General features: G+C 35.9%; 16 protein-coding genes and 3 tRNA genes. 9 read left to right on the top strand and 10 right to left on the bottom strand.

Annotation, left to right across the window (positions count from 1 at the left end):
* Position 1: 1 nt before the first annotated feature.
* Positions 2-3,115 carry a golvesin C-terminal-like domain-containing protein gene (locus DF185_RS21230; RefSeq protein ID WP_110363454.1) on the bottom strand — a complete coding sequence of 1,038 codons (3,114 nt, stop codon included), beginning with the start codon at positions 3,113-3,115 and terminating at the stop codon, positions 2-4.
* Positions 3,116-3,197: 82 nt separating this feature from the next.
* Complete coding sequence (gene nagB, locus DF185_RS21225; RefSeq protein ID WP_110363452.1) at positions 3,198-5,180, bottom strand: glucosamine-6-phosphate deaminase; 1,983 nt, start codon at positions 5,178-5,180, stop codon at positions 3,198-3,200.
* Between the two features lie 272 nt (positions 5,181-5,452).
* On the opposite strand from nagB, the gene DF185_RS21215 reads away from it, so the two are divergent.
* Positions 5,453-6,283, top strand: coding sequence for an ATPase (locus DF185_RS21215; RefSeq protein WP_110363448.1), 831 nt, complete (start codon positions 5,453-5,455; stop codon positions 6,281-6,283).
* Positions 6,284-6,293: 10 nt separating this feature from the next.
* The gene (gene murQ, locus DF185_RS21210; RefSeq protein WP_110363446.1) at positions 6,294-7,130 is read left to right on the top strand and encodes an N-acetylmuramic acid 6-phosphate etherase; all 837 of its coding nucleotides are present in this window, start codon (positions 6,294-6,296) and stop codon (positions 7,128-7,130) included.
* An 86-nt stretch (positions 7,131-7,216) separates the two neighbouring features.
* Here the strand turns inward: murQ and DF185_RS21205 are convergent, their stop codons facing one another.
* The 5 genes from DF185_RS21205 to DF185_RS21185 form a co-directional block, all read right to left on the bottom strand.
* Entirely contained in the window at positions 7,217-7,933 is a 717-nt protein-coding gene (locus DF185_RS21205) for a FadR/GntR family transcriptional regulator (RefSeq protein WP_110363444.1), read from the bottom strand.
* Between the two features lie 320 nt (positions 7,934-8,253).
* Positions 8,254-9,627: a dipeptidase gene (locus DF185_RS21200; protein ID WP_110363442.1), complete on the bottom strand. Its 1,374-nt coding sequence runs from the start codon at positions 9,625-9,627 to the stop codon at positions 8,254-8,256.
* 387 nt (positions 9,628-10,014) lie between these two features.
* Positions 10,015-10,596: a DUF3109 family protein gene (locus tag DF185_RS21195; protein WP_110363440.1), complete on the bottom strand. Its 582-nt coding sequence runs from the start codon at positions 10,594-10,596 to the stop codon at positions 10,015-10,017.
* A gap of 96 nt (positions 10,597-10,692) precedes the next feature.
* On the bottom strand, positions 10,693-12,222 hold the full coding sequence (gpmI, locus tag DF185_RS21190) for a 2,3-bisphosphoglycerate-independent phosphoglycerate mutase (protein ID WP_110363438.1): 1,530 nt from the start codon (positions 12,220-12,222) through the stop codon (positions 10,693-10,695).
* A 245-nt stretch (positions 12,223-12,467) separates the two neighbouring features.
* Positions 12,468-12,540 (bottom strand) — tRNA-Phe (locus DF185_RS21185).
* 245 nt (positions 12,541-12,785) lie between these two features.
* Here DF185_RS21185 and DF185_RS21180 point away from each other — a divergent pair.
* Positions 12,786-14,084 (top strand): S41 family peptidase, encoded by a 1,299-nt coding sequence (locus DF185_RS21180; protein ID WP_110363436.1) that lies wholly within the window; start codon positions 12,786-12,788, stop codon positions 14,082-14,084.
* A gap of 144 nt (positions 14,085-14,228) precedes the next feature.
* Here DF185_RS21180 and DF185_RS21175 read toward each other — a convergent pair.
* Together DF185_RS21175 and DF185_RS21170 are read right to left on the bottom strand one after the other, a co-directional pair.
* Positions 14,229-14,301 (bottom strand) — tRNA-Phe (locus DF185_RS21175).
* A gap of 32 nt (positions 14,302-14,333) precedes the next feature.
* A tRNA-Phe gene (locus tag DF185_RS21170) sits at positions 14,334-14,406 on the bottom strand.
* 127 nt (positions 14,407-14,533) lie between these two features.
* On the opposite strand from DF185_RS21170, the gene DF185_RS21165 reads away from it, so the two are divergent.
* Together DF185_RS21165 and DF185_RS21160 are read left to right on the top strand one after the other, a co-directional pair.
* Positions 14,534-15,754 carry a M16 family metallopeptidase gene (locus tag DF185_RS21165; RefSeq protein ID WP_110363434.1) on the top strand — a complete coding sequence of 407 codons (1,221 nt, stop codon included), beginning with the start codon at positions 14,534-14,536 and terminating at the stop codon, positions 15,752-15,754.
* 3 nt (positions 15,755-15,757) lie between these two features.
* Positions 15,758-16,399, top strand: a complete 642-nt coding sequence (locus DF185_RS21160; RefSeq protein ID WP_110363432.1) for an O-methyltransferase — start codon at positions 15,758-15,760, stop codon at positions 16,397-16,399.
* A gap of 4 nt (positions 16,400-16,403) precedes the next feature.
* Here the strand turns inward: DF185_RS21160 and DF185_RS21155 are convergent, their stop codons facing one another.
* On the bottom strand, positions 16,404-17,177 hold the full coding sequence (locus DF185_RS21155; protein ID WP_133250118.1) for a histidine phosphatase family protein: 774 nt from the start codon (positions 17,175-17,177) through the stop codon (positions 16,404-16,406).
* 130 nt (positions 17,178-17,307) lie between these two features.
* Here DF185_RS21155 and selD point away from each other — a divergent pair, with 130 nt between their 5' ends.
* From selD to DF185_RS21135, 4 genes are all read left to right on the top strand, one after another.
* A complete protein-coding gene (gene selD / locus DF185_RS21150; protein WP_110363428.1) occupies positions 17,308-18,348 on the top strand; it encodes a selenide, water dikinase SelD in 1,041 nt (346 codons plus the stop codon).
* Positions 18,349-18,350: 2 nt separating this feature from the next.
* Positions 18,351-18,692: a sulfurtransferase-like selenium metabolism protein YedF gene (yedF, locus tag DF185_RS21145; protein WP_110363426.1), complete on the top strand. Its 342-nt coding sequence runs from the start codon at positions 18,351-18,353 to the stop codon at positions 18,690-18,692.
* A gap of 600 nt (positions 18,693-19,292) precedes the next feature.
* Positions 19,293-19,589, top strand: a complete 297-nt coding sequence (locus DF185_RS21140; protein WP_133250117.1) for a hypothetical protein — start codon at positions 19,293-19,295, stop codon at positions 19,587-19,589.
* A 201-nt stretch (positions 19,590-19,790) separates the two neighbouring features.
* Positions 19,791-22,028 carry a TonB-dependent receptor domain-containing protein gene (locus DF185_RS21135; protein ID WP_110363422.1) on the top strand — a complete coding sequence of 746 codons (2,238 nt, stop codon included), beginning with the start codon at positions 19,791-19,793 and terminating at the stop codon, positions 22,026-22,028.
* The last annotated feature ends 1 nt before the right edge of the window (position 22,029 follow it).

Raw genomic sequence — 22,029 nt, 5'->3', positions numbered from 1 at the left:
TTTATTGATTAAAAAATCGAAAGATCTTACTCATCAACTCATCACGATTTTCCTTTGTTTTCAATGTTTCAAAAGGAAATCCTAAGATGATTGACTGGTAGTCTCCATCGTAAACAACACCAGCACTTTTGGTATTGTTAGTGTATCGTAGAAATACCTTTGCATTCTTACCTACAGGCTCGATGGCATCCGGAGCTTCTACTTTATATATCTTTTCATTAAATCCCGTTTCAAATTGATAATTTCCATTGAAATCTGCTTTTACTTCATTTGGATGAGATACAGCACCTGATTTACTTGCATAATTGGTTCTAAATAAGAAATGAAGTTCTTTTTCAGTAAAATCTTTTATCAATGTATCTCCACATTCCAGAACATCAGTTCCCAGGTATGCTCCTGAAAGAATCAATTTCGCATTTTTTGATTGAATGTATTTTCTGATTGCCTTCACCATATCTGGTTTATAAATCGTAAAATCTTTGTTTTCTTTCCCGTATAATCTTTTGGTGGTTTTCTCTTCACCAAAAATCAAATCCAGTGCTTTAAAATCAGAAGCTTCCCAACTTCCACTTTCAAAAGATTCATCACTCATCGACACAAAACCATATCCAGCAGTTTTAATTGCTTCACCATGTACATAAGGATAATCAAAGCTATTTCCTGCAATGATCTTCTCCTCCTGGTCAGCATAACTTGAACCATGTCCCGAAGCATCATCATCCAACCATGGTGATTTTCTATCAAAATCATACTGATCACCTACATAGGCGATATTTCTTTTATAAGCTACACCTTCATCCACAGAACTATTAAACCCTGCGAATTTACCATTATCAAAACCTTGTGGCGAAGCGATTCTATCGAAACCATTTACAATCAAAACAGGCTTTTCTCCATTTTCCGATTTTCGATATGATAAAATCTCAGATGGGAAACTTTCTCCACCCTCATTCAAAGCTGTTACTTTAAAACTGTAGATATTTTCAGAGCTTAAATTTTTAAACAGCAATTCCGCTTTTTCAACCAGCACTCCATTATCAAAGCCACCATCATTCAATCGGGTGTAAACTTTGTATTTTTTTGCAACTGCACTCTCTTCCAAAGGATCGGCAACAGCTTTCCAGCTCAGTTTAATTCCATTTTCATTTTCATCAATTCTAAAATGATCGACAGGCAATGGTTGCACTACATACTCTTTTCCTTCCTGAGAAGCCAAGAATCTCAATACTCCTTTATAATAAGCACGACTAATGTGAAATTTAAATTTCGGATCCATTCCCTGGTACATATCAGCAAAGTTGTGGTGCGACAGCATTTCAGACAACATGGTAGGAACCTTAGGTCGATAAGCTTCTGAATATTGCTTGTTCCACATTCCTCTTCTTGTCCATTTTGGCTCGAACAGTTTTCTGATATCTTCTACCACCTGTGTTTGCACAATATCTGTTAAATCTCTACTCGCCCATTTCGACTGTCCATTTACAAACTTATCCGTATTATCACGGGTTGTATTATAAATTGCTAAAGTTCCAATAATGGAATCATTAGGTGTAAACCCAGCATCAGTATGAAAACCCAAAGCCATATCAACAGGAATTCCAAGTCCTTTTGCATTTACATGCTTCGTTGGTCCATTAGGTGCACCAATTAAATAGTCTACCCATTCACCTCGACTCATATAATCATCCTTGTAATCAGTCTTGCCATTTTCTCGTTTTTGAAACTTTGCTGCATCCTTTCCTCTGTTGCTATAGTCTGCCTTATAGTTTTTGTTGATACTATAAACTATTGAATCTGGCATACCTGCATATTGCAAGTAGTAACGGGCAGCTTCGTGATATCTCGGACGATTACTTGTATATCTTTGCCATTTGGCTGAATCCATTGCAAAGCCTAATTCGTTTCTTTCCTGAACTAATTCATTCAATTCTTCTATCTTACCTCTGGCGATATTTCCCATTCCTCCGCCAAAACGAATCGCATCAGCAGAAACCCAATTTCCTTCTTCCTTGCTTTCATTGGTAAGTAAGACTTTACCACTTTCCGGATTTTTCCCCTGATCAAACAAAAAAGTTCCCAAGTAAATCCATGTATTTCCGCCCATACTCTGATTCACAAGAAAATCTGTTTTTCCTCCAGCATGATAAACTGTATAATGAGCATCACTCACATTATTATCTTTAACCGAGTAAGATACGTACACAGCATATTCTCCTTTTTCAGGAATGTATGGTGTATATTCCACTCTCGCAGTTTCTGTTGTAAATGCTTTTATCTGTTTACTATTCCCCATTTCGAATGGGTTTTCGCCTTCAATATAAAATGGGTACATGTTGGTAAACCCAGATTGCGTGTTGGTTTCCCAATTCCCAGATTCTTTATAATCCGACTGAATTGAGCACCAGTCAGCATCCACAATTACTTCATTAGTTTGAACATCACGTTCTCTCGGAAATAAAACGTTTGCACCTGCATTTTCCAACATAGGTGCAATGTAGGGAACTACAAACTCCATTGTCCACATATCTTCCACTGTGGTATACACTCTGGCTCTTTGCCACTCCCAACGATCTAAAGTATTTTCGTAATACCATCCGTGCGAATGCCATAAAGCAATGTGTTTATTCTCTAGTCCATTTGAATAGATTTCATTATCAAGCTTTCTAACCAAAGGCTTCTTATTATCACTTTCAACAGACAAACGATCTTCTGCCAAAGGAAATGAATTATCTCTGTAGTAATTAGGAATCAATTCCTCAATTTCCATTCCCATACTTTCGATACGAACATCGTATTTCTTGAACTTACGACCAAGAATTTCCTTTAAGTCATCATGATATTGCTTTACCGCATTGGGTCTGAAAGGGATATAGGAAAAAGTTGAATTCACATAAACTGTAATTTCTTTTTTGCTGGAATTCACAACCAAACTGTCCAGCTTAAAACGATACACAAACTCATCCGAAGCTTGTTTTAAAAATTCTAAAGCAGCCTTCTTTGCTTTTTTATTCAAACGATCTGATTTCTCAGCTGCCTGAACCGAAAAACCAATCAGCAAAAAAGTAAATAGTAATAGTAAATTCGACTTCAAAAGTCTGTTTGATATAGAATTCATATCCCTAAAATTCAATGCAATATTATCTGTCTATGTATGATTGGGCAGAATTTCTTCTGCCCAAAAAAATGTAATGATAAATCTAAACAATAAACCTGACAAAAGCTTCGATTGCTTCATATTCTGCCAAGCCTAATTTATTAAACAAATTAGCTGTTGCCCTGTTTCTAGCTTCCGATCTCTGCCAGAACAATCTTGAATCGTTACCCATATACGGAGCACTTTCCATTTGTGATTGATGACGTAAAATTGCATTTCTTTTGTGCTGCAATTCTTCTGGACTAATTGGCACTGCCATTTGAATTTCATCCAAATCCCACTCTTGCCAAGCTCCTCGATAAAGCCATACATAACAATCTTCCATCCACTCTTCATCTTTTACAATTTGAAGTGCCTGGTAAATTCCTTCCCAGCAAACTCTGTGTGTTCCATGTGGATCAGACCAATCTCCAGCAGCAAAAATCTGTTGTGGCTTCACCTTTCTCAACAAATTCACAATAATTTGAACATCTTCTTTTCCTAATGGATTTTTCTTCACTTTACCAGTTTCATAAAAAGGAAGATCAAGGAAATGAAGATTCTTAGAACGAAGACCAACAAAACGACAAGCAGCTTTTGCTTCTCCTCTACGAATCAAAGATTTCATTCTGCGTACTTCAACAGTATCCATTTCACCCGGAGATTTATTCTCCAATAAGAATTTACGAATATCTTCAATTACACTAGGTAGGTTTCCTTCATTGGTATCATGTGTTTGCGCAAAACTCTTCACGAAAGACAAGAAACGAATAGCCTCATCATCAGCTACAGCTATATTTCCCGAAGTTTGATAAGCAACATGTACCTCATGACTCTGATCAACCAATCTCTTTAGCGTTCCCCCCATAGAAATTACATCATCATCAGGATGTGGACTAAATACCAAAACTTTTTTCTGAGCCGGTTCAGCTCTTTCGGGACGATTCGAATCATCAGCATTTGGCTTACCTCCAGGCCAACCAGTAATAGTATGCTGTAAGTCGTTGAAAACTTTAATATTTACTTCATAAGCCGATCCATACCAAGCAAGAAGTTCACTCAAACCGTTATCATTATAATCTCTATTGGTCAACTTCAGAACTGGCTTCTCTAATTTGTTACAAAGCCAAACCACAGCTTTACGAATCCAGTAACGATCCCATTCAACACTTCCAACCAACCAAGGTTGTTTCACTCTTGTTAATTCGTTAGCTGAAGGTACATCTAACACAAACTGCACATCGCTATGACGTTGCAAATAACTTGCAGGAACTGAATCGCTTTGACCTTCCTCTAAAGCTTTCTTTACAATAGGAGCTTTACCTTCTCCCCATGCCATCAGAATTACACGCTTTGCTTTAAATATGGTACCAACTCCCATTGTGATAGCAGCCTTAGGCACTTTATTTAACCCATTAAAATCTTTTGCAGCATCACGTCTTGTTAAAGCATCAAGCATGATTAAACGAGTCTTGGAATCTAATTGCGAACCCGGCTCGTTAAAACCAATATGTCCTGTTCTACCAATGCCTAATATTTGCATATCTAGTCCACCAAATGAATCAATTTTTGCTTCGTATTCAGAACAGTAATTAAAAATTCCTTCCTTACTTACTTCTCCATCAGGTACATTAATTTGATCGCGAGGAATATCTATATGATTGAAAAGAACATCATCCATATAATAATTATAGCTCTGTGCGCTTTTATTATTCATTGGATAATATTCATCAAGATTAAATGTAATTACATTTTTAAACGACAAACCTTCTTCTTTGTGCATACGCACCAATTCAGCATATACCCCTAATGGTGTTGCTCCTGTAGCTAATCCAAGCACACAAGGATCATTTTTCTCTGCCTTCTCTTTAATAAGATTTGCAATTTCATGAGCCACCCACTTTGCACCCTTTTCGGCCGTAGCAAAAATATCAGCAGGCATTTTCTCATATCTTGTTTTTACCGTTTTATCGAACTCATCCGATGGTTGGTAATACAACTTAGCTTCATCCAGCTCTCCTCTAAATTGTAATATTTGATTTTCCATATTGCTAACTCCTGATTTAAATTACTTTCGCATCAAAAATAGAACAGAAATTCAAAAAATCCAAAATTGGTATTACATGTTATATAATACTTTTTCAATGGGATTAATTTTTCTATATTTGTATCATGAAAATGAAGTTCCTTTTTACACAGGGTTTTCAATGCAATTGTTTTTTGCAATAACATTAAAATATAAAAGCAAATCCTTCATTAAATTGTAATTTTATTTCTCTGCAACACTCATCATACATGTTATAAAAACAAAGAGCGGATATGATTTTAATTGCCGAAAGCGGATCAACAAAAACAGACTGGGTTCTATTAAAGAAGGGTAAAATCCAAAAGCAACAACAAACTTTAGGGATAAATCCTTTTCATATGGACATCAGTTCGATTATCGATAATGTAAGATCACTTGAAAATTTTGCCCCAGTTGAGCAAATCTTTTTTTATGGTGCTGGATGTGCAACTGACGAAACAAAGCAAAAAGTGAAAGATGCCTTGTTAGAAGTATTTCCTTCTGCCTCTTGTGAAATTCATAGCGATGTGCTTGCTGCAGCAAGATCGGTATGCGGAAGAGAAAAAGGAATTGCCTGCATTATAGGTACAGGATCAAATTCATGTTTGTATGACGGTAAAGAAATCACTCACAATGTTCGTCCCTTGGGATATATCCTGGGAGATGAAGGAAGTGGTGCTGTACTCGGTAAAAGATTGATTGCCGACATATTAAAAGGTGTTGCTCCAGAAGATATCACTACTGCTTTTTATAAGAAACACGATTTGGAATATGGCTATATCATAAACAAAGTATACAGAGAAGAAGCTCCAAGTCGATTTTTGGCACAGTTCACAGTTTTCCTTTCAGAAAATATTGAGCACCCATATGTATCAAGCCTGCTTCAGGAAGAGTTCACTAAGTTCTTTGAGCGCAACATCAAACAATACGAAAATCATTCAAGTCTTCCAATTCATTTTATCGGAAGTATAGCATACTATTTTAAAAATGAATTAAATAAGGTGGCTGAGAAATTAAACTTACAAACTGGAAAAGTAATCAAAAGTCCACTTGAAGGATTAGTTGAATTCCATATCGCAGAATAAAATTTGAATCATGAATAACACACCAAATAAGAAAACCAACAACAAAGTAACAGAAGCACCTTCAAACTTCTCCAATTTGGAGCAGATGTCGGTTAGTGAATTATTATATGGAATTAATCAGGAAGATGGACAAATTCACCTAGCCGTTAATAAAGCCATTCCTGCTATTGAAAAATTTGTAAGCCTATTGATTGACAGAATCAAATCAGGTGGAAGATTATTTTACCTTGGAGCAGGAACTAGTGGAAGACTTGGTGTTCTTGATGCATCAGAACTTCCTCCAACATTTGGTGTACCAGCAAATATTGTGATTGGCTTAATCGCTGGAGGAGAAAAAGCATTAAGAAGTGCTGTTGAATCTGCCGAAGACGATCCAGAAAAAGCATGGCAAGAACTTCAAGCTTACGATATCAATGAAAATGATTCTGTCTTAGGGATTGCTGCATCTGGAACAACACCATATGTTATTGGAGGTGTGCAGAAAGCCAGAGAAAATGGATTACTAACAGCTTGTATCACTTGTAATCCAGACTCTCCAGTTTCAAAAGAAGCTGAAATTGTTATTGAAGCCGTAGTAGGTCCTGAATTTGTAACAGGAAGCACTAGATTGAAAGCTGGAACAGCTCAAAAAATGATCCTAAACATGATCACTACCAGTTTGATGATTAAATTGGGAAGAGTGAAAGGCAACAAAATGGTAAACATGCAGCTAACCAATAAAAAATTAGTTGAAAGAGGAACCATAATGATTATGGAAGAATTAAAACTTGATAAAGAAACCTCTAAAAGTTTACTACTTGAACATGGTTCTGTAAAAAAGGCAATTGAAGCTTATAAGAAAGCTTAAAGAAATACCACACACGTAAATACGAAAAAGCGGAGTCTGAAAATTTATTTTCAATCTCCGCTTTTCATTTACCCAAACTACAAGAGTTACTTCAAGTATTGAGTATATATTTCTAAGGTACGATCAATTTGGCCAGCCATTTCCTTGTAAGCTTGCTCACCATTCTTATCACGAATGGCCTCAAAAATTGCACGATGTGCTTTTACGGTAAAATCTTTTTCACCGTCAACATTGGCGTAAATTAAATTACGCATTCTTGGCAGTAAAGAATAGATAGGCTCCATTGAAATAATCATCACTTTGTTACCTGTTGCCTTAGCAACATTCAAGTGAAACTTATTAATGATATCTGCTTCCATCTGCGTATTGTCAGGATCACAATCGGCAAGATCTGAAATATTTCTATTCAAAGCAGCTAAATCCTCATCAGTTCTATTCGCAGCTGCAATTCTTGCAATTTCTGGTTCGAAAACTCTACGAACTTCTATAATCTGAGAAATCAAATCACTATCAAAACTAAGGTCGTAATACAGATTTAAAGATTCAATCGCATCTTCAATCCTAAGTTCACTCACGAACATTCCACTACCTTTCTTGATTTGAATTAAGCCTCGAGCACTTAATCGACGTAATGCTTCACGCAATGCTGTTCTACTTACAGCAAACATTTCACAAAGCTCACGCTCTGAAGGCAATTTTGTTCCTACAAGTAATTTTTTCTGTCGGATTGCTTCTTCAATTCTACGCTCAATTTTCTGGCTGAGAGTTTGAGCAGTACCAATTTTTCCAAATATTTCGTCCATGTATTCAAATTTACTTCAACTTGTATGATCTCTAATTTATTATCATGCTTTTATTCGTTCATTGAAGATAAAACATGAATATTACCACACAGAAACACACAATACTAATTTAGCTATAAATCATGCCAAATCCAATACTATCAATAGATATCAGATTATTAAACTAAATCACAAAGGAAATATAATAATTATTTTCTCAAAAGTGTGAAGAATACTACATACTTTATAGCAGGATACAAAGTTATCATACCAAAATGTGAATTCCAACAAAAAAGGGTATTTCTGTAAGAAACACCCTTAATTTATAGTCATTTAACAAACTATTTTTTCATCATTTCAGCATAGTTCTTGTAAAAATACGGAATTGAGTTAATACCATTAAAGAATTGCTCCAATGGATAATTTTCGTTTGGTGAGTGAATGGCATTACTTTCCAAACCGAATCCCATTAATACCGATTTAACTCCTAAGATTTTTTCGAAATCAGAAATAATTGGAATTGATCCTCCTGAACGAACAGGAACCGGACGCTTACCATAAACTGTTTCCAATGCTTTTTCTGCAGCTTTATAGGCAGTTAAGTCAATTGGACAACCGTAAGCCTGACCTCCATGTAGGTGTTCAACTTTAACTTTCACACTCTTAGGTGCGATAGATTCGAAATGCTTGCAGAATAGTTCTGCAATTTTCTCATGATTCTGATCAGGAACCAAACGAGAAGATATCTTAGCGTAAGCTTTAGATGGTAATACAGTTTTAGCACCATCTCCTTGATATCCACCCCAGATTCCACATACATCGAATGATGGACGAATACCAGTTCTCTCGTTAGTTGAGAATCCCTTTTCACCAGCCAATTCTTCAACATCCAATGCTTTTTTGTACTCTTCTTCGCTATAAGGAGCCTTAGCCATCAAAGCACGCTCTTCGTCTGATACTTCAATTACATCATCGTAGAATCCAGGAACGGTAATGTGACCATTCTCGTCTACCATTTGAGTAATCATTTTAGCCAATACATTAATTGGATTAGCTACAGCACCACCGAACAATCCTGAGTGCAAGTCGCGATTTGGACCAGTTACTTCAACTTCCCAATAGCAAAGACCACGCAAACCTGTTGTAATAGTTGGAACATCAGGAGCAATCATTCCTGTATCTGAAACCAAAATCACATCCGATTTCAACATCTCTTTATTGTCTTCACAGAATTTTGGTAAGCTAGGAGAACCTACTTCTTCTTCTCCTTCAATCAGGAATTTAACATTACACTCTAATTGATTGGTTTTTACCAAATATTCGAAGGCTTTGGTATGCATAAAACCTTGACCTTTATCATCATCAGCACCACGTGCAAAAATCTTTCCGTCGCGAATTTCCGGTTCAAACGGAGGCGTAGTCCATAACTCCAAAGGTTCAGCTGGCTGTACATCGTAGTGAGCATACACCAAAACTGTAGGTAAAGATGGATCAAGAATTTTCTCTCCAAATACTACAGGGTTACCTTCTGTTTCCATTACTACTGCTTTATCAGCACCTCCATCAATCAACATTTTTTTCCATAGCTCAGCACAACGGTACATGTCGTCTTTATGCTCAGGCTTTGAACTGATTGAAGGAATTCTAATTAATTCAAAAAGTTCATCAAGGAACCTTTCCTTATTCTCTTCGATATATGTTTTAAGATTATCCATATTAAAGTGTTTATTGGATTTAAATATTTACGGAAGGTAAATATACAATAGATCACGAGAATACAAATATGTTCTTGCAAGATTTATGGCAAAATAAACCAAGCATCCTATTACATCAAGATTAGTACTTTCAATATTTTAATCTCGAGGTTTCTTATAAAATCCTTCAATTTTTATTATTTTTGATATATATCTAAATTTCCTTTTATGTATATGATTAGATATTTTATCATATATTATAAACACTTCTTATATATATCAAACACTAATAATATAAAATATTCAAATTGCTATTTTGCTGATATTTCAAAATACTTCTCCTTATAAAACAAAAAACAGCAACCAAAATGGTCACTGTTTCTCTAAATATTTTCGTGAAAAATTCTATTATCTCATTTTCATGATTTCGCCAATATTCTCAGCTGCATACTCTAACTCCTTATACCAATCTTCGCCATATTTGCGAATCAATGGTTCTTTTAAGAATTTATATACTGGTGTTCCCATCTTAAAACCAAGTTCTCTGGCAGGTTTACAGATATCCCATTTGTTGTAATTCACAGCATCAAATTCCTCATACTTATCAATTCGAATAGGATATAAAGAACATGAAATTGGCTTGCGATAAGATATTTTTCCATCAAGATATGCCTTTTCGATACCACACAAAGCCGATCCATTTTCAAAAACCGTATAAACACACTCTTTATCATTAATGATAGGAGTGACTAAATCGTCATCTGAATCAATTACTGAAGTCCCTTGTTTTTCTATCTCTTCTATTCCTTTTGCTGTAAGATATTCTTTAATATCCGGATAGATCTCTTCCAAAATAGCTTTCTCTTCTTCATCCAAAGGTGCGCCTGAATCTCCTTCGATACAACATGCACCTTTACATTTACCAAAATCGCAAATGAATTTTTTCTCGATCACATCAAGACTAACTATGGCTTTTCCTATCTGTAACACTATTTCCCTATTTAAATTGTATCAGTTATACGGATAAAAAAATCCGTACTATCGCGCAAAGATAGTACGGAATGTTTTATATACGGTTACAATCTTTTATTTTATCAAAGATTTTCCCGTCATCTCTTCTGGCTTCTCAATGCCCATGATATCCAACAAAGTTGGAGCAACATCAGCCAAAATACCATTTTCAATTTCTTTTGGATTTTCAGTAACCCAAACACATGGAACTGGATTTAATGAGTGAGCTGTATTTGGAGAACCATCAGCATTTACAGCAAAATCAGCATTACCGTGGTCTGCAATAATAATTACATCGTATCCATTTGCTTTAGCAGCTTCAACAACTTGCTCTACGCAGTTGTCAACAGCCTGAACTGCTTTTGAAATTGCTTCGTAAACTCCTGTGTGTCCTACCATATCTCCATTAGCGAAGTTCAAACAAACAAAATCAGCCGATTGAGCATTCAACTCAGCAGTAATTTTATCTGCCACTTCTGGAGCTGACATTTCTGGTTGAAGATCGTAAGTAGCTACTTTTGGAGATGCAACCAACAAGCGGCTTTCACCTTCAAACTCGTCTTCGCGACCACCCGAGAAGAAGAATGTTACGTGAGCATATTTTTCCGTTTCCGCAATACGAATCTGTTTTTTACCAGCAGCTGCAACAACCTCACCCATGGTGTTCTGAACGTTCTCTTTATCGTAGATTACATTCACACCTTTAAAGTTGGCATTGTAACAAGTCATTGTATACCACTCTACATCCATAGTGTGCATTCCAAATTCCTTCTTGTCTTCCTGAGAGAAAACAGTAGTCATTTGACGCAAACGGTCGGTACGGAAATTGAAACAAATCACTACATCACCTTCTTCAATTTTAGCCAAAGGAGCTCCGGCTTCATCAACAACCACAACTGGTTTGATAAATTCATCAGTTACACCTTCTGCGTATGATTCCTCAATTGCAGCAACAACATCAGTAGTAGCTTTACCTTCACCTTTTGTGTAAAGATCATAAGCCAACTTCACACGATCCCAGTTGCTATCGCGATCCATACCAAAGTAACGACCAATTAAAGAAGCAAATTTTGCAGTCCCTTTGCATGTAATATCATTTACGAAAGTCTTAACAAATTCCAATCCTGATTTAGGGTCAGTATCACGTCCATCAGTTAAACCATGCACGAATACATTTTCTAAACCGAATGCTTTTGCAGCATCACATAGAGCCAAAGCATGCTTACTTAAAGAGTGAACGCCACCATCACCAATCAAACCGATCAAGTGAACTTTCTTTCCATTTTCTTTAGCGTGAGTAAATGCTTTAACAACTTGCTCGTTATCTTTTAAAGTATCTTGTTCAACCGCCATATTGATTTTCACCAAATCCTGGTAAACAACACGTCCTGCACCAATATTTAAGTGACCTACTTCTGAGTTACCCATCTGTCCTTCAGGTAATCCAACAAATCTACCTGCAGCTTGCAATTGTGAATTTGGATATTTTTCCAATAATCCATCCATATAAGGAGTTGCAACTGAAGAAATCACATCTGAATTAGATTTGTCTCCGATCCCCCATCCGTCAAGGATCATCAATAAAGCTTTTTTGCTATCTGCCATTTTAAAGTATTTTATATCTTAAATTCTGTTTTACTTGGTCTTAGTCATGCAAAAATATCTTATTAATTCTAATAAAAAAAGCACTTAGACAGTTGAAAGTCTTTATTTTAGATCGAAAACGTTTGTAATTTAAAAATTGTTCAAAGCCGAACAGAATAAGTATCAGAAATTGAGGAGAAAATACACAGATGGAGAACTCATTACCCAACAGAAAACAAAAAAGCCGATCAGATGATCGGCTTTCGTGGTACCACCTGGAATCGAACCAGGGACACATGGATTTTCAGTCCATTGCTCTACCAACTGAGCTATGGTACCGTTTGTTTTGGTGCTACAAAAGTAAGCAAAAATCCCTATCTACAAAATAAATTATGCTGCACATTTTCAAAAAACAGGAATACATTTCCGAAAATAGTTCAAAATCAATTTTTTCTACACAATTTAGATTTATTTCAAATATTTATTTTTTCTACAATACACATATTCCTGATGCGTTTAAATTAAACTAGGTATAGTTTTTGTTATTTTAGAATCCATTCATTAATCACTAAACCAACAAATCGATGACTAAAAATAGATTTTTAAAATCATTTAAATTTTTTCTCTCTCTTTTTATCTTCTCATCATTTATAGCCGCCTGCAGCGATGATGATAACAACAACTCCAGAAGAGAATCCAAAACCATTTACGAAACCATCGATCAAACGATGAGCGAATGGTATTATTGGAATGAAGAATTACCAAATATAAATGCATCAAATTATTCTTCTGTAAATGACTATTTCGAAGCATTACTGGTGAGTCAAGACAGATGGAGTTATATTGCCAATCTTGATGCTTTATTGGCATATCTTGAAAACGGAACCTATAAAGGCTATGGCTTAGCATTTAAGTATGATTCTGAAGGTAAACTTAGGGTAAAATTGATTTTCGAGGAATCTCCTTTAGCGTCAGAAGGAATTACCCGAGGCTGGGCTTTAATCAATATCAATGGCATGGCTATTGCAGACTTAACTGAAAATCAAGTTTTAGATGAATTGGATAAAGCTACCTGTACCTTTGTTTTTGAAAATAACTTGGGGGAGCAAAAAGAAATTACAGCCAGTCAACAAGAAATTGATCAAAACTCTGTATTAAGTCGAAAAATCATTGATCACGAAGGAGTAAAAGTAGCCTACCTGGCTTTTGATAGTTTCATAGGTAGTTCTGAAGATGCCCTGAATGAAGCATTTGATTATTTTAAAAATAATGAAGCTAAAGAATTGGTTCTAGATTTTCGTTACAACGGAGGAGGAAGTACCACCATATCAAATCAACTTTCTAGTTTAATTACTGGCAATCTATTCGAAGGAGAAATCTATTCTAAAGTATTCCACAATGATTCTAAAAGTGATGAAAACTTCACATACGCATTTAGCAACCAATCATCTGCCCTTGGTTTTGAACGGGTATTTATAATAACAACAAACAGAACAGCATCTGCCAGCGAAATGGTAATAAATGGCTTAAAACCATACCTAGGTGATGATAAAGTAATTTTAATTGGTAGTAAAACACATGGTAAGCCAGTAGGAATGTACGTTTTCGAAAACCAAGATTTTAATTTGGCAATTGTTCCAATCAGTTTCTCTATTACCAATGCAGCTGACGAAGGCAATTACTTTGAAGGAATTCCTGTGGATTTTGAAATTGCTGACGATTTAAGTCATGATTTTGGTGATCCAGAAGAGAGCAATCTGCAAGCAGCACTCCAATACATTAGCCAAGGTAATTTCCCAACAATTACTGCTGCCAAATCTCTATCTACAACCGAGAGAGAATTTAAAAAGAAAGGATTCGATTTATTGATTGATGCAAACTAATAACATTAAGAGAAATATTTTTCAGAATAGAGACAGCATAAATGCTGTCTTTACTGTAACCAATTAAAATATCCGATATTTATAAGTCACCGAATCAAGGTTAACAGATACAAAAAAAGCCGATCGTTTGATCGGCTTTTTTCGTGGTACCACCTGGAATCGAACCAGGGACACATGGATTTTCAGTCCATTGCTCTACCAACTGAGCTATGGTACCCCTTGGTATTCATTACTCGAAGAAAAAAGATGTGGTACCACCTGGAATCGAACCAGGGACACATGGATTTTCAGTCCATTGCTCTACCAACTGAGCTATGGTACCCTCTTTACTTGAGCGATGCAAAAGTACGTAAAAAATTTACATCACCAAATAAAATCAAGAAAAATAGAAAGGAATTTTAATCGGATTCTAAACTTCTTGTTACCTTTGCAGCCTAATAAAAAAGTATATGGTATTCGAAACTTACACATTATCAAATGGTATCCGGTTAATTCATCGACCGGTTAAAGCAAATGTTGCACATTGCGGAATTATTTTGAATACCGGTTCCCGTGATGAGAAAGAGGACGAATGGGGAATTGCTCACTTTATAGAGCATGTTGTGTTTAAAGGAACAACAAAACGTAAAGCATATCACATACTTAGCCGAATGGAAGATGTAGGTGGAGAACTAAATGCCTACACTACCAAGGAAGAAACATGCATTTACACTACTTTTTTGGATAAAGATTACAAAAGAGCTCTTGAGTTAATAAGCGATATCACATTTAATTCTGTTTTCCCGGAAAAAGAACTGGAAAAAGAGAAAGAGGTAATTCTCGACGAAATCAATTCATATAAAGATTCTCCGTCAGAACTAATTTTTGATGATTTTGAGGAATTGATTTTCAAAAAAGATCCGATTGGAAGAAATGTTTTAGGTACACCTAAGCATATTAAGGCCTTCAAACGCGATGACATCTTAAACTTCATCAGAAATAACTATCACACCGACCAGATGGTAATTAGTTCTGTAGGAAATATTCCTTTTAAGAAGTTGGTGAAGATGGTAGAAAAATATTTTGGAGGAATTGCCGAAAATGTGCGTATCGACAAAAGGAAAAAACCGAATTCCTACAAACCAAGAACTCAAACTTTGGTAAAAAACACTTACCAAAGACATTGTGTTTTAGGAAATGTTGCCTACGATGCAAATGATGATCGAAGAATTCCATTGTCGCTTTTAACGAATATATTGGGTGGGCCAGGAATGAATTCGCGACTGAATCTTTCATTGCGTGAAAAACATGGCTTAGCTTATAATATTGAAGCAAACTACACACCTTATGCCGACACTGGAGTTTTTAGTATCTATTTTGGCACTGATAAGGGATATTTGGACAAATGCCTTAGCCTAATTCATAAGGAAATGGATTTGCTTTGCACAAAAAAGCTAGGACCAGGACAGTTGACCAAGGCAAAAAATCAGATGATTGGACAGATTGCCATATCATCGGAAAACAACGAGAACTTGATGCTTAATGTTGGCAAAAGCTTCTTGTTGTACAATCGGGTTGATTCTTTGGAGGAGATCTACCAAAAAGTAGAATCGATAACTGCAGAGCAATTAATGGAAGTTGCCAACGAAATTTTGAATAAAGATAGATTAACCACTTTGATGTATAAATAAGTCATGTTGGAGATTAATAAAGAGCTGGAAGAATACATCCTTACACATACCGAAAACGAAGATCAGGTTTTAAAAGACCTTACTCGTGAAACTCACGTAAAAATGCTACGTCCGAGAATGCTTTCCGGACACATGCAAGGCAAATTTTTGAAGATGATTTGTCAGATGATGAATCCAAAGCGAGTTTTAGAAATTGGAACTTACACTGGTTATTCAGCAATTAGCATGGCCATGGGAACATCAAGTGATTGTGTAATTCATACCATTGATTGCAATGATGAATTGGAATATTTCACTCGTAAATTCATCAAACAATCGGGTTGTGAAGACAAAATAGAATTCCATATTGGCGAGGCATTAGATATCATTCCAAATATCGATGAAGAATTTGATTTAGTTTTTATTGATGCCGACAAAAGACAGTATATTGAATATTTCGAAGCTGTTTACCTAAAGCTAAAGCAAGGAGGGTTTATTTTAGCTGATGATGTTCTGTGGGATGGAAAAGTTTTAGAAGAGGTAGAATCAAAAGACAAACAGACGCAAGGTATTTTAGCCTTTAATGACTTTATTCAAAATGATAATAGAGTTGAAAATTTAATGCTTCCTATTCGTCATGGCCTGATGATGATTCGAAAGAAATAAATTTCTACTCTAAGTCAACAATCTTAACAAGAACAGTTGCTCCCAGGTTGGTTTGTCCGTTTTTTTGAATGACTTGCCAGCCTTGTTTTTTCAACTGTTTCTCCAATCCATGGTTCAACATGCCATGAGCAACAAGCACTGCTGTTTCTTCTTTTTCTGCAACCTTTATCAGATTTTCAACTGCATACTTTACTCTCTGCTTGGCCTCTTTATTGCTTTCAATTCCTTTGTGATTAAAACCCAACAACCAACTACCACGGCTAAAAAATTGCCAAATCGGTAAAGGCAATTTGATAATGCTAGCGGCTTTTACCATTTTAATTTCATATTCTCTAAATATGGAATCGGAAACAACAGTATAATCTTTTCCAAATATTGCCAATGCAGTTTCTTGTGAACGTGGCAAGTTGGAACAGTAAATGATATGATTCGGGTTTAAATTCACCTTCACCATTTCAGGATCGAAGGGAATAATTGGTACTGAATTGTAATCGTAAACGTACTGTTGAGCCTGTTTTGCAGAATAAAACAGTTTCTTTTTCAGGTTTGGTTTAGCATGGCGAATCAAATAAATCTGTAATTTTCTCTTGCCTTGTTTTTGCAATTCCAATTGTTCACTTACATCCACCTCGTTAACACATGTAAATGCATCACATGTATTTACTAATTGCAGATACTTATTTTGAGTAACACATGATTGCATTACAAATCCACAAATAATCAGTAACAAATAATTTATCGGAACAAACTTTTTCAATTCTCTATTATCTAATTTCACAAACACCAAATTTACAAGATTTAAGTGATCATGAACAAATAAATATTGTAAAAATTAGACCATAAGTTGGATGACAATCAATACTAAAAAGTGATATCTTTGCCGGATCATTTAACAGATTACAAAAACAATGGAAACAAAGAAACTGACACAGTTTAGTCCGGGAGCCGGATGTGGATGTAAAATCTCACCGAAAGATTTAGAATGCATTTTAAAAAGCAGCACACCAAGAATTCCCAATCCGAACTTGCTGGTTGGTAACGATACTAAAGATGATGCAGCTGTTTACGATTTGGGTAACGGTCAGGCTCTAATTAGTACAACCGATTTCTTTACTCCAATTGTAGATGATCCATACGATTTTGGAAGAATTGCTGCTACAAATGCCATAAGTGATATTTATGCAATGGGTGGTAAACCAATTATGGCCTTGGCTATTCTTGCCTGGCCTTTGGAAAAACTTTCTACCGATATTGCTCAGAAAGTAGTTGAAGGCGCCAGAGATGTGTGCGCAAATGCAGGCATCCAATTGGCAGGTGGACACTCTATTGACATTGGCGATCCTGTTTTTGGTTTATCGGTGAACGGAATTGTAGCCACCGAAAGAGTAAAGAAAAACAATACTGCCAGTCCAAACTGTACCTTGTTCCTAACAAAACCTCTTGGTATTGGTGTTCTAACCACTGCCGAGAAAAAGAAATTAATCGCTCACGAAAACAATCAAATTGCTGTTGATTTAATGTGCAGCCTGAACAAAGTGGGAGTTGTATTTGGCGAACAAGAATACATCAAGTCGATGACTGATGTTACTGGTTTTGGTTTGTTGGGACACTTAAGTGAAATCTGCGAAGGAAGTAATGTAAATGCAGTAATCAATTACAATGATGTACCTAAAATTAAAGGTGTAGAAGAATTGATTCAGAAAGGAAGTACTCCTGGTGGAACCAGAAGAAACTGGGCCTCATACGGACATTTAATTGGAGACATTACCGAAGATCAGAAAGCATTGCTTTGCGATCCGCAAACAAGTGGTGGATTATTGGTTGCTGTTGACGACAATCATATTGATGAGTTTATCAGCTTGGCTAAAAATGAAGGATTTGACTTAAATCCAATTGGAGAATTGGTAGAAAGAACAAACAATAACGAACCTTATATCAGCGTAAAATAATCATGCACAGAAATACATTAATTCAAGTTACTCAAAATGGAATGGGTAACGGAAGTGAAGAATTGGGCGTAAAATTGGCAAGCAATTACTTTAAACTATTGGATGCAGAAAACAGATTACCGAAAATAATTGTATTCTACAACGCTGGCGTAAAGTTGATTTGTGAAGATTCACCTGCCTTGGAAGGATTGCAAAATCTGGCAAACAAAGGAGTAAGCATGCTGGCTTGCAAAACCTGTCTTGATCACTACAATTTATTGGATAAAGTAAAAGTTGGTAATGTTGGTAGCATGCCAGACATTATAACGCTCCAGGCCGATGCCGATAAGGTAATTAATTTATAAGGCCAAATTCGATTAAGAATATTACAAGCTTATCACATAATGTGGTAGGCTTTTTTATTGTCTTGATATTCTAAACTGGCTTTTCGAAAAAATTGTGCATTTCCAATGACAATTACACTTCCGTTCGAAAAGTCAGCCTCTTTCCGATGGAAAAACTACTTTCATTCAAAAAGTTGGCCTTTTTCCATTGGAAAATCTACTTCCCACTAAAAAGTCAAGCTATTTCCATGGGAAAAACCACTTCCTACCAAAAAGTCAAGCTATTTCCAAGGGAAAAACTACTTCCAAAAAGTTAACCTATTGTCAATAGAAAATCTACTTCTAAAAAATCAAGCTGTTTCCATTGGAAACATCAATTCATTTAATAAAATTGTTTGTGGAAACCTTCCCTAAATTCAAATTCCTACTCGTTGAATAATAAAATATTCATTGGATAGAATTATCTATATGGATAATCTTTCGAAAGTTTCCAGAATGATTACATCCAAAAGATTTGTATATTTAATACACATTTGTCTGTTATTATTCCTATTGAAAAAATTATTCACATACATACTCCTGCTTTTGTTCTCATTCCAAACTTTTGAGATCGCTTTTATAGTGTTGAATTTCAAAATCAATCAGGATTTCTTTGCCGAGATTTGTGAAAATAAGGACAAACCAGAGATGAAGTGTAATGGAAAGTGTCACCTGAAAAAGCAAATCAAAAAGCAAGAGGAGCAGAAATCGAAAAAGGAAAAAATAAACATCGAAAAAGAAATTCAGAACTGCATATTAATCACTAGCAAGATACTTCCACAACCTAAAACAAAAGTTGTAGATGCTTCTTCCTTGTATAAATTCAATCACAAACCAAGAAATTGCATCTCCGATGTTTTTCATCCTCCTCGAGTTTAATCCTTTCAATTTTATCGAATAACGATGGCATATTTTATCCATCGTGTAATTGTATGTACCCAGAACTGAATACATACAGCAATATTGAATACATCAAATTAAAGGATGAACATCCATGACAAAAGTATTTTGACGCATACAAGCATGATATTTTTATGACTTGGAGCTTGATGCTTGTGTCTTGGAGCTAATTTTAAACACATGAAACACATATTGCTGACCTGTTTTATACTTTTAGGTATACAGGTCTACTCACAAAAAAGCATTCAGCTTTTAGATCTGGAAACAGAACATCCCATTGCATTAGCTCATTTTCTTTATCAAAACCAGAAAGGAAATACCAATGCCAATGGAGAATTTACGATCGAATATATTGAAGGAGAAAAGCTTTACTTATCGCATGTAAACTATGGGAAAATTTCGTTTACCAATAGCGAAATAAAAACGGCCTTGCAATCGGGCAAGATTTATATGAGTAAAACATACGTTAGCTTACTACCAACCACAATTATTGCCCGAAAAAGGACTGCAAAAGAATCGGAAACCATGCAAATTAGTTCAAGCGATAAACTTTCGCATGATGCTGGTGAATTCTTAAGTCAATCGGGTTTAATTGGTGGAATCCGTAAGAGCGGAAGCTATGGATTCGACCCGGTAATGCGAGGTTTTAAGTACGATCAGTTAAACATTGTAATGGATAATGGAATGAGCGCTACTGCGGCTTGTCCCAACCGAATGGATCCTCCCATTAGTCAGGTGCCTTTAAATATGGTCGACAGGGTAGAAATCACAAAAGGACCACATTCGCTGCGATATGGAAATTCTTTTGCTGGCAGCATCCATTTCAAATCATCAACCAATGGATTTGCTGATAAAGCCAGTGCATTTGGTCGTGCAAGCGGAAGCTACGAAAGCAACGGAGAAATATTCAGAACCGAAGCATTAGCAGGTGCAAAAGGCAAGTTCTACAACTTTGGCGTTTTTGGAGCCTACAGCGAGGGTTCGGATTATGAAGATGGCAATGGCGATAAGGTGGCTTCAGGTTTTAACAGAAGAAACATTGGACTTGCAGCCAATTTTAAACTCTCCAATTCTCAAAATATCCAAGCATCTGCCAATAGCAACTATGCCGAAGATGTTGATTTTCCAGCTTTAAATATGGATTTGCGAGAAGACGATACCAAAATGATAAGTGTGGGGCACAAAATCACTTTCAAAAATTCAGCCTTGGCTTCTATCTCAACATCGGCAAATGCATCATTCGTTGATCATGAAATGGATAATCTTACAAAGAATTTAAATCCGCGAAAAGTGAATGCCATTACAAAAGCCGAAACAAAAAACTATGCTTTCAGATCGGAAGCAGCTTTTCAATTTAAGGAAAGTTCATTATTTGCAGGTATCGATTACAAATCGGAGGAAGCAGATGGAACCCGTTCTCGTGAAATGCTGATGGGACCAATGGCTGGGGAAACAGCTTACGACAATATTTGGCAAGACAGTAAAATTGAAAAGTTAGGTGTTTTTGGGGAGTATCATTTCTCTGTAAATGAAACACATTTTATTGCTTCAAGCAGATTAGAACACAATTCTGCTGAAAGTAAAGATGAAGCTGAAAACTTTGTAATTACCAACTCTAAAGACCCTTCCGACGAAATGAATTTTTCGTTTAGCATTGGGGCAAGCAAAAACCTATCGGAAAATCTTAGAATGGGAATTTGGTTTGGAAGAGCTGAAAGAAGTGGCAGCTTAACCGAACGATTCATCAACCATATTCCCGTAGATGTTGATCCATACGAAAGAATTGGCAATCCTGATTTAGATCCGGAAATTAACTATCAACTCGACTACAATATAAATTGGAAAACAAAGTATTTTTCATTGGACATTAACCTGTTTAATTCCTGGTTGAGAGATTACATCAGCTCCGAAATTAGATCGGATGTTGATCCATTAATGGCAAGTGCTCCTGGTATAAAACAGTTTACAAATATCGATAAAGCAGTAATGCGAGGGTTTGAAATTGGTTTTAATCAATCCATCACAAATAATTTATATCACAGATTAAACCTGGCTTATACCTACGGTAAAAACAAGGAGATCAATCAGCCATTGCCTGAAATTCCTCCTTTGGATATCAGATACAGCTTGGGAGCTCATTTGTGCAAGCAAAAGTTTACTCCTGAATTGATGCTAAGATATGCAGCCAAACAGGGACGAATCGCAGAAAATTATGGCGAAACAGAAACGCCTGATTTTACAGTTCTCGATTTTAAAGCAAGCTATCTGTTTTCCGATCATTTTCAGATCATTGGAGGAATCAGAAATTTATTCGATGAAGCTTACTACGAACACTTAAGTCGATCGGTAAAAGGCAGTAATCAGGCAATTTATGCGCCAGGAAGAAGCTTTCACCTTACACTTAGTTTGAATCTTTAAA

Origin of the sequence: Marinifilum breve, assembly GCF_003202155.1 — a bacterium.
GTDB lineage: Bacteria > Bacteroidota > Bacteroidia > Bacteroidales > Marinifilaceae > Marinifilum > Marinifilum breve.
Note: the sequence above shows the minus strand (reverse complement) of the source record. Positions and strands in the feature narration are given on the sequence as shown.